The organism is Streptomyces sp. NPDC060064 (genome assembly GCF_042736455.1).
In the GTDB taxonomy this organism is placed as follows: Bacteria; Actinomycetota; Actinomycetes; order Streptomycetales; family Streptomycetaceae; genus Streptomyces.
On the sequence record NZ_JBHWWF010000045.1, the window covers coordinates 13,915 to 27,015 of the forward strand.

Here is a 13,101-nt window from a genome sequence, read left to right on the forward strand (position 1 = left end):
GCCCTTCCCCCCACGGGACGGCTCCGGCAACTGTTTCAGACCTGTGAGCCTCTTACATCGACCGCGCCAGCGCCTGCTTCTCCTCCCACAGCGACTTCTCCGCCTCGGTCTTCGGCCGGATGACGGTGCCCGTGCGCTCCAGCACCACCAGCGAGGCAAGCAACAGGCCCTTGATCAGGCCGTGTTGAACCGGGTGACGGGTCGAGAAGTAGACCTCGTACAGGCCCTCGACGAAGCCCTGGAACGCCCTTGGGTCGATCTCGCACGTGTCCTGCTCGGACGGCGTGAGACCGGTCGGCACCTGCATCAGCTCCGCCGTGCTCTCGGCGAGGGCGAGGTACCACTTCGCGATGCGCAGGGCCGGATCCCAGACGGTTTCACCGGAGATTTCGAAGTAGTAGCTCATCCGGTGAACTCCAGCCTGATGTCCAGCCCGGGATTCTCGTCCCTGAGCTTCTGAATGCGCTGCTCGAGTGCGGCACGGAATCGAGGGTCGACCTTGGGATTCGTGAACCTGAATCCAACGGGGGCCTGCTCGTAGCCCTCCATATGCTTACGGGCTTCCAGATACTTCGCAAGCTTTCCGTCCACCTGCTTGGTGAGCCACGACTCGTCACCGAAGAGTGCGCTCTTTTCTTCCCACAGGACTCCACCATCGATGTGGTCGATATCGGTAATCCTGTTCTTGGTCTTCGGATCGTACACGTCGTACTCACGCTCACCGTCGAGCGGACCGCAGCCGGTCGGGTCCTCGTTGTGCACCAGAACGGGGGTCCGCCCGGCGAGCACGTAATAGGTGTGTGTCTGAGCGACGGTCAGGTCATGGGTCGTCCGGCGCTGGGTGTAGCGACGAGCGGTGAGCACCTTCAGGTCCGTGCCGTCCAGCGCGCGCAGCCCGTCTCCGGCCCTGATGTCGCCGGCGTCCGCCCAGCGCCGCTGCCCGGTCAGCCAGAAGGGGTGGGTGTCGGTCGCCTCGACCACGGCGGTACCGGACTTCGTACGCACCGTGAGCCGGGTGAAGTCCTTGTCGTCGTAGGTGGTGATGGTGTTCGTCACGAGGCGCGTCGCGGTCTTCCCGGTGTACGGGTCGGTGGCCTCGACCCGGTCGCCGATCCGTACCTTCTCGATGGGCATGCGACGCCCATCGGCGAGCAGCACCGGCGTACCGGGCGGGAAGCTGTGCCGTGGGCACGTCCTCGGCTTGTCGTCCGGCTTCTTCTCGCCGTCCTTGGGTTTCTTCTTCTCCACGTCGAGCTTCTTCTTCGCGTCGGCGAGCTTCTTCTCGGCGTCGCTTACGCGTTTGCGGTTCTTGATGAGCCCCTTCAGCCCGTCGTACAGGTCACCGCCGTGCTTCTTGAGCTTCCTGACGAGCTCGACGGCCTTCTTCCATTTCCATGGCGCGCCGTACTTCGCGGCGAGTTTCCCGACCGCACCGCCGATAAGGCTGAGGAGCACATTGATGAGCGTCTCGGTACAGGCGCCCATGTCGCCCTTGGTGATGCAGTCGAGGGCGTCGGTGATGCCGAGTTCCTCGGCGAGGATCTTCGCGAGCTCCTTCGCGGCCTCGATCGCCTTGTCCTGGTCGGACTTCTCCGCGGTCTGGGCGTCCTGGAGCTCTTTCAGCGCCTTGTCGTAGTCGAGCTGGGTCTGTGTCTTCTGACCGTCGCCGTCGTCGTCGGAAGCGGGCCGACCATCTCCGGGATCCCCCGGGTCGGGATCGTCCTGGTCGCCCTGTGCCTGGGGGTCTCCCCCGCCGTCGACACCACAACTACCGCCGACCGCCTGGCAGATCTTGTTCCCGAGGGCCTTGCCCACCTCGGGCACACCACCGGTCGCCACCAGCGCGCCGATGATCGCGATCACCACTACGACCAGACCGATGTACTCCACCGCGGTCTGCCCCGACTGCGACTTCCGCAGCCCCAATGCCCGGGCATCCGTGCGCGGCAATAACCTACGCACCCGCCGGCGAAGCTGACGCACAACCCCCATACGCGACATGCACACGACGCTAGGGCCGGGTGCGTGTGCAGTCGTGGGCCCCAGGACCCAAAGTCGGGCTCACCTTGCGCGGGCACAAGCAGTGGGCCCCGCCGCAAAGGAGACTGCGACGGGGCCCACTGCGCGCTCACATCAGCGAAGTGATCCAGAACAAGGAAACTACGAAGCCGTGCCGCGCGGGAAGGAGACCTCCACGCGCCGGTTTTTCCTGCGGTTCTCCTCGGAGGTGTTCTCCGCGATCGGGAACTGCTCGCCGTATCCCCGGATCTCATAGGTGATGCCTACAGCGGCAAGTTCCTTGGAGAGAACCCCGTGCACCGCGTCGGCGCGCTGCTTGGAGAGCACATCTCCGTGTGCCGCCGACCCCAGATCGTCCGTGAAGCCGAACACCCGGACCTTCGTGGCGTTCTGTTTCTTGATCTCCTCGGCGATCGCCTTGATACGGGAGTTGGCATCGCTGCTCAGTTCGGCGCTGTCCTTGCCGAAGAGGACTTCGGCCTGCAGGCTGAACTTGACCTCGGAATTCGAATCCTCACGCTGCTGGTCGCCCGCCTCGTCACCGACGACCTGTTTGATCTCCAGAACCTTGCCCGGAGCGAGCGTCGCTCCGTCGACCATCTTGAGGTCGGGGTCGCTGACGTCGATCTTCCCCTTGTACACAGAGGTGGCCTTGGGGCGCGGTCCGTCGTCGGCGCCTGCCGACGGGACGGCAACGACAGTCAGAGCGAGGGCGATGGAGCCGATGAACACGGCCCTGCCACGCACGAAAGCTGAAAGGACTGGCATACCCTCACTCGCTTCCGAGCCGGAGCGTCACGGCCTGGAAGGTAGGCAGCGAGAACGTCACTTGATTAACGGTCTCCGGCGGGGCCGGGAACTGCATGAACACGGGAGTCGACGACTTAGCCTTGACGCTTGCGAGCGTGGTGACCAGTGGCCGGTTCTCGGTGTCGCGCAGGACGTAGTAGCGCTTCTTCTCCTTGGCGTCCACCAGCGTGGCACCGGCCACTGAGCCGCCGCCGACCGCTTGCTTGATCTCGAGCTCGGACCCGGACCAGTCGGAGGTGTGGTTGAAATCTGCATCTGCGGTGTTCCGCATGTTCCCCTGGACCGTCACAAACCCGCCGGAGTCGCGGACCGCAGCGGTGATGTCCAGCTCCATCCCGTTCTGGCCCTTGAGCGTGGTGAGGACCTTGTCCGGCTGTGGATTCGCACTGCCCGGGTTTCCCTTGCCCCCTTGATCGGCCGCGCCCCCGTTGTCCGGAGTCGACGACTGGCCGGCCTTGGATGCCTGGTCGGGTTTGTCACCGTCGCTGCCACATGCGGCCAGCGCGAAAGTGAGCGCCACCGCCGCGGTGACGGCCGCCGCCGCCCTGCGCGCCTGTGAGATCTGCCGCATGCTCATCACTGCATTCCTCTGCTAGTTGTCACTCGGTCAGTTCGCGTCGATCAGACGAACGGTGAAGAGATCAGCCAGGTCCGGCACGCTACCGAGGTCGTCCGGGTCGATCAACGAAGCCATGCCGTCGCAGTCGAGCTTCGCGCCACTCAACGAGCATTCGGGCACAACGACGGCCCTGGCCTTTGCTTCGCCCTTCTTGTCCGCCGTGCCCGGGATCACCGAATCGCCGATGGTTTTCTTCGTTTTGACTCCGACGGTGAACCCCCAGTACTGCCCGTAATAGGGATTGCAGCCGTTACTGTCCGAGTCGTTCTTCTGCGCGTAGTCGTCGGCGATGTCGCATGCGGCGCCGGTTTCGAATCCCCTGCCGAGGATGAGCTCCACCCAGTTCTCCGGCAGCTTCGGTCCGAGCAGCTCGTCCACGATCTGATCCCGTGCGTCCTGGGCTGCGGCCAGCGCGGCGGCGTCGGCAGCACCCTGGGCGCCATTTCGCTGATCGGCGTACTCGCCGACCACGAAATACGCGAACGCGAGGAAGAGCAGGCCCGCCACCACCGTGATGTAGATGGGGAAAGCCTGCCCTGCCTCGCGATGCCGGGTGAGCACTCCAGCGAATGGTCCTACTTGCCGGAGGTGCCGATCACGTCCTTGATCTTGTTGCCGATCGCCTGGCCGATGTCCTGCTTCATCGTCACGATGATCGCGATGATCGCGATGACCGCCACCAGCATGCCGATGTACTCGACCGAGGTCTGACCCTTGTCGGCCCTGCGGCTCATGCGCTCGATCGCCGTGTTCCTCCAGCCGCTCACACGAAGCTGAGTCGCAACGGCGGCCTTGAGCGCGAGGTCCTTCGACATGGTGTTCCCCTCCGGGTCCGGCCGGCCGCACACCGGCCGGTTCGTATGTCTCCTGAGCGCCTTCCGCGTTACCGGCTTCCTCCTGGCCGGTGCCGCTTTCGACACGAGAAACGTACGCCGGACCGATGGCTCCGACAGAGGGTCCCAGGGCCCAATCCAAGGCCCAAAGGAAAGACTGGGCCCGGCCGTTCGGAGGGTGGGTCCGAAGGCCCGAATCGCGCATCGTGGCCCTGTCAGCCATGGCCGACCGCCCCCCTCGGCGCACCGCCGCCGTATCCCCGTGCGGTGCCGAGCCATACCGCGATGGCTTCGCTGCGGCTGGCGCTGTGCAGCTTGGCGAAGATGCGGTTGATGTGGTTCTTGACCGTCTTCTCGCTGATGAAGCAGGTGGCAGCGATCTGCTGATTGGTCATGCCCGACGCGATCAGGTCCATCACCTCCGCCTCCCTCGAGCTCAGCCCGAACTTCGGCCTGGATCCCGCCTGTTGAGGCGAGTCGTGGCCCGTTGCATGCCGCGCTTCCGAAGACTCTCCCACATTCGATTGCATACGCGAAGAGTCATGCAGCGACTGCAATGAGTTTGATACATAGGAGCCGGGCTGGTGGCCGGAGTTGGGACTCCAGTACGGATCCACTCGCGGCGTCTCAGTGTGTGCAGTCGCACCATCGCCTGTCTGCGGAGCGCCCTGACCCCCTGCATACGGAGCACCGGCGGTGAACGCCTGCCCCAGCCCTTCCGGTAACGGATGCGGCTCCGCCGGCGCGGGTTCGCCCCGCATATGGGCCAGCAGGGCGTTGGCGGCAGTGGCCGTGAAGTAGGCCCTGCCCTGCCTTATGTCCCGTACGGCGTCGACGAGTTGGTCCGCGCTGAACTCCCCGTGGACCAGGTAGCCCCCGGCCCCCAGGCGCAGCGCCTCCTGCACGATCTCGCTCTCACGGCTGTACGTCAGCATCATCACCGGCGCGATACGCACCAGGTGAGGCAGCGCGGAGATCCCGTCGACGCCGGGCATCCGCACATCGAGCAGAACCACGTCCGGGCGGTGTTGCTGGGCCATCTCATAGGCCTGCCGTCCGTCGGCGGCCTCGGCGACGACCGCGATGTCCTCGCGGCCGGAGAGCAGTACTTGGAGCCCGGCCCGTACTACGGGGTTGTCATCGGCGACGACGACCCGCAACGGTGCCGGTGCCGCCGGAGTGGGGAGGGCGGGGAACCCTCCGGATGCCGCGGCCGGCGGGGGAAGTGGCACTTGGGCAGGAGTGTGCTCGGAGCGGATGGGTGTGCTGTGCGACGACGTGTGCTGGGACACGTGCGACCTCGGCGTCTGCTGTCCGGATGTGTACGACGAATCGTCCGGCATGGTGCGGCCTCCTTTCAGAGTGTGTGGGGACTGTTGTCGGCCGGGACCGGCCAGCTCGTGGGCGATGGGTGTACGGCGGCCGGCAGGCCGCTGGGCAGTAGGGCATTGACGGGGATCTCGAGGCGGACTTCGGTTCCTCTGGTCGCCCGTCCACGTCCGATGCGGATGCGGGCGCCGATTCCGGCCGCGCGCTCGACCATGCCGACGAGTCCGAAGTGACCCGCCTTTCTGAGGTCTTCGAGCGACGTACCCGGCGGCAGACCGCGCCCGTCGTCGTAGACACTGATCCGTAAGGCTCCGTCCACGACGCCCACGGACACGTCGAGGCAGGTGGGTCGGGCATGGCGATGGGCGTTCTCCATCGCTTCGGACGCGATGGTCAGCAGGTGGCGGGCGACGGCGTGCGGGACATCGGGGACGGGGGCGTCACCGAGGGTGCGCCAGGTGGCCCGCAGTCCGGTCTTCCGGGCGAAATCATCGGTACGGGCGCTGAGCTCGGCGACGACATCCACCCCGGTGGCGCCGAGGTCGGTCTGACGGCGCAGGTCGGAGAGCAGCTCACGGGACTCGGCGGCGGCACGGCGGGCGGATCTGGCGACCATGCCGGCCTGGTGCTTGACGGTGAGCGGGTCCATCCGGTCGGCGGAGGACGCCAGGCCGTCGGCGGCCATCGCGACGCCGTGCAGGGTCTTGGCGACAGAGTCGTGCATCTCCCGCGCCAGTCGGGCACGTTCACCTTCGACGGCCTCGGTCACCGCGAGCCGTGAGCGTACGTCGCTGAGCGCCTGGGTCGCCGAGCCGAAGCGGAGCATCAGCTGGCGCAGGCTGACTCCGACCGCGCCCAGCACGGCGCACAGGCCCGGCAGCAGCGTGGAGCCGGCGATCGAGACCCTGAGCTCGGTGTTGGCTCCATAGGCGGCGAAGATGATCAGGATGGTCAGTGCGGCGAAGACACCGGCGCCTCGCCAGCCGTAGACAAGTCCCGCCAGCAGCGGCGTGCAGATGGTGACGTAGCTCAGCGGGCTGGCCGGGGTCGCGGTGATCAGCAGCAGCGCGCCGAAGAAGGCGTCGATGCCGAGCAGCCACGGGTGCCGCAGCAGCAGCGGGCCGAAGCGCTCCCAGTCGCGGAAGAGGACGTACGACCCCATGAAGGTGACCAGGATCGCGATGCCGACCAGGAGGGTCGGCCAGCCCGATGCCGTACCCATGATGGCGAACGGGGTGGCCAGCGCGATCATCGCCAGCCGGAATCCGAAGACCTGCCGGCACATGGCCTGCAGCGCGCTCAGCTGAATCTTGAGCGCGGGTTCGGCCGGGGCGCCGTCGCCGGTTGCCACGCCGAGCATGCCGTCCGCCGTCACGATGCCGGCCGGTCCGGTGGACACCGGGTGAAGCACCATGTGCCTTTCCCCCTTCCTCGGGATCCGCTGCTCATCCGCCGATGCTCATGCCCGAGCCGAGGAACATGCCGGCTCCGATCAGCAGGATGGTGGCCGGGACCATGAGCATGGTCACGATGCCCGTCGCCTGCGGGACGGCCTTGGACGCTCTGCGGCGGGCGTTCTGGGCGTCCGTACGGCGCATGTCGTTGGCAATGGCGATCAGGGTGTCGACGATGGGCGCGCCGAGCTCCTCGCCCTGCTGGAGCGCGGTGACGAACTGGGCGACCTGCTCGGAGGCGTTGCGCTTGCGCAGCTGCTCGAAGGCGTCGCGACGGCTGACACCCATGTCCATCTGGCGCAGCGTGATCTTGAGTTCATCGGCCCATGGCCCCCGGTACCGTTCCGCCACCCGGTCGAGTGCCTGGCGGAAGCCGAGGCCGGCGGAGACGACGACCGCCAGCACATCGAGGAAGTCCGGGAGCGTGCGCTCGATGGCGGCCTTGCGCGCGCGGGTGGCCGCCCAGATTCCGACCTCCGCCCACCAGATGCCGAAAGCCACGAACAGCAGGGCGAGAAATGGATGGGCGTTGATGAGCAGGGCGAACGCCCCCAACGCACCGATGAATCCGTAGACGGCGCGTCGGGCCGCATAGCGGTCGACGGTCAGACCGCCCGGGTTGCCCGCCTTGTCGAGTCTCTCCCGCAGCTTGTTCACTCGCTTGGGGCCCATCATCCGCAGCACCGCGGGCGCATAGCGCATGCCGAGGCGGTCGATGCCGCTGCCGACGGCGCTGGTGCGGGTGGAGCCCACTTCGAGGGCGAGGGCGAGATCCGTCGGCAGCTTGGCATCGGCGCGGTAGAGCCTGATCCCGTAGAAGATGCCGGTTACGCAGAGCCCTGCGGCGAGTGCGAGCAGCAGTTCCATGGCGCCTCCTCAGACTTCGATCTTGGCCAGGCGACGGACGAGGAAGAAGCCGACGAGATACAGGCCCAGGGCGAGCAGGACGACCGCCTGCCCCATCGTGTTACCGGTGATCTTGTCCAGCGCGCCGTCCCAGACGCTGTCCATGAGCATCAGCATCGCGAGGCCCATCCCGGGGACGATGTAGGCGGTCAGCGTCACTTGAGAGAGCTGGGTCCTGACCTCGCGCCGGGTCTCCTTGCGCTCTTCCAGCGTCTCCGTGAGATTGCGCAGGGAGCTGACGATGGCGCCACCGGAGCGGTTCGAGAGGACAAGGGTCGTGACAAGAACGACCAATTCGCGGGAGGGCAAGCGGTCCGCCAGCTCGCCGAGAGCGTCGTCGATGGAATGGCCCAGAGCGAGGGCGTTGGCGACCTTGGCCAGTTCGTCTCCGGCCGGCTCCTCCAGCTCCTCGGCGGCGAGGCTGATCGCCATCCGCAGGGCGAGGCCCGCCTGAGTGGCGTTGGCGATGATGCGGGAGAGCTCGGGCAGCTGGTTGATGAACTTCTCGATGCGCTTCTGACGCTGCCAGTTGAGGAAGGCGAACGCGGACCAGAGCGCAATCAGTCCCGCGATCGGGCCGAAGAAGGAAGCGAGTATCGAGCTGGCGAGGAGCCAGAACCCGGCGACGGCGGCGACCATGTAGACGAAGAACTCTCCCGGGGTGAGATCCAGGCCCGTGGCGGCGAGCCGTCGCTCGATCTTCTTGCCCAAGCCGGTCTGCTTCAGCCTGCGGTCCAAGCCCCTGAAGCGGCGCCGCCGCCCGGTCGTCGTGATCTGCTGCGTCGACGACAGGCGCTGTTCCAGCGCCGCGCGCTGGGCCTTGCCCGACGCGTAGGTATGGACGCCCGCGATCAGGAGCGCACTGAAGAGCAGTGTGGCGCCGATCGTCAGCTGATCCAGTCGATTCATTTCCTGGCACCTACTCGCTACTTGGCTTCTCTGGAGGCGAGTTGTTCGTCGGACTGTGCGATACCGAAGGCCTGAGGGACGGGCTGGCCGGCCATGTAGAAGCGGTCGGCGACCCGGCGGGTCAGCGGGTAGTACTCGAAGTGCCCGTGGATCTTTCCGTCGGCTTCCATCGGCTGGGCCAGGAAGCGGCACACCGAGACGATCTTGAAGGGTTCGCGACCGTGCGAGTCGAGAATCGCGATCTCGGTGATCTTCCGGGAGCCGTCGGCATGGCGGGTGAGCTGCACGATGACATCGAGGGCGGAGTTGATCTGGTCCTGCAGGGCGGCGAAGGGGACTTCCACCTCGGACATCGAGGCGAGGGTCTGCAGCCGCATCAGCGCGTCCTCGGCACTGTTGGCGTGGACGGTGGCGAGAGAGCCGTCGTGACCGGTCGACATCGCCTGGAGCATGTCAAGTGTTTCGCCGCCGCGGACCTCGCCGACGATGATGCGATCCGGGCGCATACGCAGCGAGTTGCGTACGAGGTCGCGAATGGTGATCCGCCCCTTGCCCTCGACGTTCGGAGGGCGGGACTCCAGACGGATCACATGCGACTGCTGCAGCTGCAGCTCGGCCGAGTCCTCGATGGTGATGACACGCTCGCCCTCGGGAATCAGCCCGGACAGGGCGTTGAGCAGTGTGGTCTTACCGGTACCGGTGGCGCCGGAAACGATGATGTTCATCTTGGACTGCACCAGCGCCGAGAGCAGATAGAGCATCGGCTCGTCGAGCGACTCGAGCCCGATCAGCTCCCGCAGGGTGAAGGCTCTGGGGAAGCGTCGGATGGTGAGGATGGCGCCGGTCAGCGACAGCGGAGGGATGATCACGTTGACGCGCTCGCCGCTGGGAAGGCGGGCGTCGACCATCGGATTCGACTCGTCCACCCGGCGGTTGACGGTGGAGACGATGCGTTCGATGGTCTGCATCAACTGGTCGTTGGAGGCGAACCGCATCGGGAGCTGCTCGACCCGGCCACCGCGCTCCACATAGATCTGGTCCGGGCCGTTGACCATGATCTCGGAGACCGACGCATCCTCCAGAAGGGGTTCGAGGATGCCGAGGCCGAGGGCTTCGTCGACGACCCGCCGGATCAGCTGAGCGCGCTCGACGGTGGAGAGGACGGGACCTTCGCGGCTGATGATGTGGCCGAGTACGCGCTCCAGCCGGACGCGACGCTCCACCGCGGCGAGCGCCGACATCTCCGCGAGGTCGATCTCCTGAAGCAGCTTCGCCCGGTAGGTCGCGACGAGATGACCGTCTTCGCGGTTCCCGCCGTTCTCCTCGGGGGCGCCTCGGCGCTCCAGAAGGCTCATCAGTACTCCCACTCCTTCGCTGTGCGGGTCTGTTCGTCAGTCGCGCGGCATGATGGACGTACGTTTCACCGGGTCGAACGAGAAGCCCGGAATGACCGAGGGAATCCGAACGGTGGCCGTCGCCTTGGCGTCATCGGTGGAACCGCCGCTCATGTCGACGTCGGTGCCCTCGTGGAGGAGGTCGCTGACGGCTGCCTCGCCCGCCGCCTTGGCCGCGGCGTCATTGCTCTGGGATCCGATACGGGCGGCGGTGCGGGCGGCCGTGCCGGCCTGCTGCATGGCGTACGCGGCAAGACCGAACTGCAGCAGGCAGATCCCGATGAGAATCAGGATCGGCAGGAATCCGATGTACTCGACCGCGGTCGCGCCCCTGTCGTCTCTGCGCCTGGTCATCGCTTCAGCCCTCCAGCGGCGAACTGGCTTTGCCGGTCACCGGGCCGAACGAGAAGTCGATCAGACCCGGTATGAGCACCGGGACCTTCACCTCGACGCTCGCCCGCATGGTGTTGTGCGCCAGATCCGGACTGCAGTTCTCCCTGAACTCGTAGTCCGGGTCGGCCACGCCCAGGCGCGCGCCCTCGTTGCACTGTGCTGCCGTGTCCAGCTGCCCGTAGGTGACGCCTGCCTCGTGCGCCGCCCGGTCCGCGCCATTGCCCGCCAGGGTGTACGCGTATCCGAACAGCACGGCCTGCCAGAGCAGCACACACGTCATGAGAATGATCGGCAGCATGCCGATGAACTCGACGGCTATCTGGCCGCGGTCGCCTGCGAGTCCCCGTTTTCGGGCCCGCGCGCCGACCCGTACATGCCTTCCGGGCCAGTTGGTTCTCATCCTCCTGCCCCTCACTTCCCGTCACTCGATGCGTCGCCACGTGAACGGCGTCCGAAAGCGAGCGACCCCCGGTCGTTCGCGGCCCTTCCGCCCCTGGCCCTGCCCTTGCCCTCGTTCTCCGCCGTTTTCACCAGGCCGAGCTCTCCGGCCAGGCCCCACAGCGCCTGTTTGACGGTGCTCTTGGCCTCCAGGTCCTGCATCCGGCCGGCGTCGACCGCGCCCTGGAGCTCCTTGAAGTTCGACGGAACGGCGATGGAGGCCACCCGGGTGCCGGTGATCCGTTCGATCAGCGCCGGCTGGATCTCGGTGTTGCGTATATGCCGGTTGACGAGAGTGACGGTCTCCTCCGCCTTGCGGATCTGGAGCCTGTCCCAGAGCCGGACCATGCGCTTGGCGCCGCGCACCGCGACCACGTCCGGGGTCGTCACCAGCACCGCCCTTTCCGCCATCTCGATGGCGGTCGCATTGGCGCTGCTCATCTGTGAGCCGCAGTCGATGACCACGACCTGGTAGCGCTGGCGCAGCGCGCTGACGACCTGTCGTGTCACCCGGTCGGTGACTTCTTCGCCGCGTTCGCCCTCGCCGGGAGCGAGCAGCAGGCCGAGCCCGGTCTCGTGGTGGAAGACCGCGTCCTGGAGCACGCGGGGCGAGATGTCCTGGATGCCCGCCAGGTCCACGATGGAGCGCCGGAACTGCACATCCAGATAGGAGGCGATGTCACCGGCCTGCAGATCCATGTCGACGAGTGCGGTGTGGTGGCCCGATGCCTGTGCCGCCAGGGCCAGTTGGACCGCGATCAGTGTGGTGCCGACGCCACCCTTGCCGCCCGCGACGGCGACGACTGTGCCACCCGGACCGGAGAAGACCTCCGTGCCCTGCCCGAGGTGGCGGCGTACGCCGACGGACCAGCCGGCCGCCGCCTGGACCCGGGTGACCAGCTCCTCGTAACTCAGTGGCAGTCCGATCAGACCTCGCGCACCCGAATCCATGGCCGCCGAGAACAGCCCGGGGCTGGCATCGGTGGTGATGAGCACGACCCCGACCGCCGGAAAGCGCAGTGCCACTTCCCGGATCACCTCGAGCGCCGGTACCGGTCCGATCCGCTCGTGCACGAGGACGACCTCGGGCAGCTCGTCGATCGACTCGCCGGCCAGTCGGGCCAGTGTGTCGAGGAGCGTGGTCGAGTCGCCCACCGGGCCGGCCGGCTCCGCGTCCGGGAGCTGGCTGAGCAGGGTGGCGATGGATCGGGCGGCATCGGCGTCGCCGACGGCCGGGATGATTCGCGTGGTCATACAGCCCTCACTTGTTCTTGTCTTCGTCGAGGGTGTAGGTGCCGTCTCCCGGGCGCAGCGTGGTGGGGCTGCCATTGCCGAGGAGTGCCAGGCGGACGTGCTCGGCGAAGGACTCGGCGTAGGCCAGACGCTGGGCATCCGTGGTGTTGAGGGCGAAGGTGATCGGCACGGCTTGGGTGAGTCCGCTGCCCCGGTCGTCCTTGTCGGGCTTGAGGGCGGTGATCCGGCCGACGTCGATGACCTTGGCGTTGGGGACGATGATGCGGGACTGGTCCACGTCCCCTTCCTTCTTCCCGGCGAAGGTGGCGAAGATGTTCACCAGCGAACCCGGCGTGATCTTTCCTGCCACACCGGTGGCCGCGTCGATCATGATGGCGATCTCCTGCTCGCCATTGCCGACCGCGGGCTTCCTCACCATCATGTCGTCCTGCAGCAACGAGCCCTTCTTGAGCTGCGTGACAGCGATCTTGTCCTTCACCACCGCAAGATCGGTGACCGCATTCTGCGACAGCCAGCGTTTGGGCATGGAAATCTTCTCGAACTGCCCCGGCTCCAGCACCGTGTAAGGGGCCACGTCGGATTTGATCCGGTACGCCGTGACCTCGGGCCCGACCTTGGAATTCACATCACTGATGACGGACAGAACGCCGGCGAACACACCGAAGGCGCAGAGAACCGACAGGAGCAGAAGTATGACGCCACGGCGCTGACGTGAATTCATGGGCAGGAGAACCTCGTTCAGA

The 13,101-nt window shown here is 66.6% G+C and carries 15 protein-coding genes; all 15 read right to left on the reverse strand.

The window, feature by feature from the left end; all coding sequences use genetic code 11:
* Positions 1–52 precede the first annotated feature (52 nt).
* Positions 53–406: a DUF6086 family protein gene (locus tag ACFWDI_RS35370; protein WP_385310468.1), complete on the reverse strand. Its 354-nt coding sequence runs from the start codon at positions 404–406 to the stop codon at positions 53–55.
* Positions 403–1,926, reverse strand: a complete 1,524-nt coding sequence (locus ACFWDI_RS35375) for a polymorphic toxin-type HINT domain-containing protein (protein ID WP_385310470.1) — start codon at positions 1,924–1,926, stop codon at positions 403–405. The genes ACFWDI_RS35370 and ACFWDI_RS35375 overlap by 4 nt, the downstream gene beginning before the upstream one ends.
* Positions 1,927–2,160: 234 nt before the next feature.
* Entirely contained in the window at positions 2,161–2,787 is a 627-nt protein-coding gene (locus tag ACFWDI_RS35380) for an OmpA family protein (protein WP_385310472.1), read from the reverse strand.
* Positions 2,788–2,791: 4 nt separating this feature from the next.
* Positions 2,792–3,406 carry a hypothetical protein gene (locus ACFWDI_RS35385; protein WP_385310473.1) on the reverse strand — a complete coding sequence of 205 codons (615 nt, stop codon included), beginning with the start codon at positions 3,404–3,406 and terminating at the stop codon, positions 2,792–2,794.
* Positions 3,407–3,436: 30 nt separating this feature from the next.
* Positions 3,437–4,009 carry a pilus assembly protein TadG-related protein gene (locus ACFWDI_RS35390; RefSeq protein ID WP_385310475.1) on the reverse strand — a complete coding sequence of 191 codons (573 nt, stop codon included), beginning with the start codon at positions 4,007–4,009 and terminating at the stop codon, positions 3,437–3,439.
* A 14-nt stretch (positions 4,010–4,023) separates the two neighbouring features.
* On the reverse strand, positions 4,024–4,263 hold the full coding sequence (locus ACFWDI_RS35395) for a hypothetical protein (protein ID WP_385310477.1): 240 nt from the start codon (positions 4,261–4,263) through the stop codon (positions 4,024–4,026).
* A 233-nt stretch (positions 4,264–4,496) separates the two neighbouring features.
* A complete protein-coding gene (locus ACFWDI_RS35400; RefSeq protein WP_385310479.1) occupies positions 4,497–5,624 on the reverse strand; it encodes a response regulator in 1,128 nt (375 codons plus the stop codon).
* A 14-nt stretch (positions 5,625–5,638) separates the two neighbouring features.
* Positions 5,639–6,970 (reverse strand): sensor histidine kinase, encoded by a 1,332-nt coding sequence (locus ACFWDI_RS35405; RefSeq protein WP_385310526.1) that lies wholly within the window; start codon positions 6,968–6,970, stop codon positions 5,639–5,641.
* 85 nt (positions 6,971–7,055) lie between these two features.
* Complete coding sequence (locus ACFWDI_RS35410; RefSeq protein WP_385310481.1) at positions 7,056–7,931, reverse strand: DUF5936 domain-containing protein; 876 nt, start codon at positions 7,929–7,931, stop codon at positions 7,056–7,058.
* A 9-nt stretch (positions 7,932–7,940) separates the two neighbouring features.
* A complete protein-coding gene (locus tag ACFWDI_RS35415; protein WP_385310483.1) occupies positions 7,941–8,879 on the reverse strand; it encodes a type II secretion system F family protein in 939 nt (312 codons plus the stop codon).
* A gap of 17 nt (positions 8,880–8,896) precedes the next feature.
* Positions 8,897–10,234, reverse strand: a complete 1,338-nt coding sequence (locus ACFWDI_RS35420) for a CpaF family protein (protein ID WP_385310485.1) — start codon at positions 10,232–10,234, stop codon at positions 8,897–8,899.
* Between the two features lie 36 nt (positions 10,235–10,270).
* Positions 10,271–10,627 (reverse strand): TadE/TadG family type IV pilus assembly protein, encoded by a 357-nt coding sequence (locus ACFWDI_RS35425; RefSeq protein WP_385310486.1) that lies wholly within the window; start codon positions 10,625–10,627, stop codon positions 10,271–10,273.
* 4 nt (positions 10,628–10,631) lie between these two features.
* Complete coding sequence (locus tag ACFWDI_RS35430; RefSeq protein ID WP_385310487.1) at positions 10,632–11,066, reverse strand: TadE/TadG family type IV pilus assembly protein; 435 nt, start codon at positions 11,064–11,066, stop codon at positions 10,632–10,634.
* Positions 11,067–11,077: 11 nt separating this feature from the next.
* Positions 11,078–12,358: a CpaE family protein gene (locus ACFWDI_RS35435; RefSeq protein ID WP_385310489.1), complete on the reverse strand. Its 1,281-nt coding sequence runs from the start codon at positions 12,356–12,358 to the stop codon at positions 11,078–11,080.
* A 7-nt stretch (positions 12,359–12,365) separates the two neighbouring features.
* Complete coding sequence (gene cpaB / locus ACFWDI_RS35440) at positions 12,366–13,079, reverse strand: Flp pilus assembly protein CpaB (RefSeq protein ID WP_362687983.1); 714 nt, start codon at positions 13,077–13,079, stop codon at positions 12,366–12,368.
* Between the last annotated feature and the right edge of the window lie 22 nt (positions 13,080–13,101).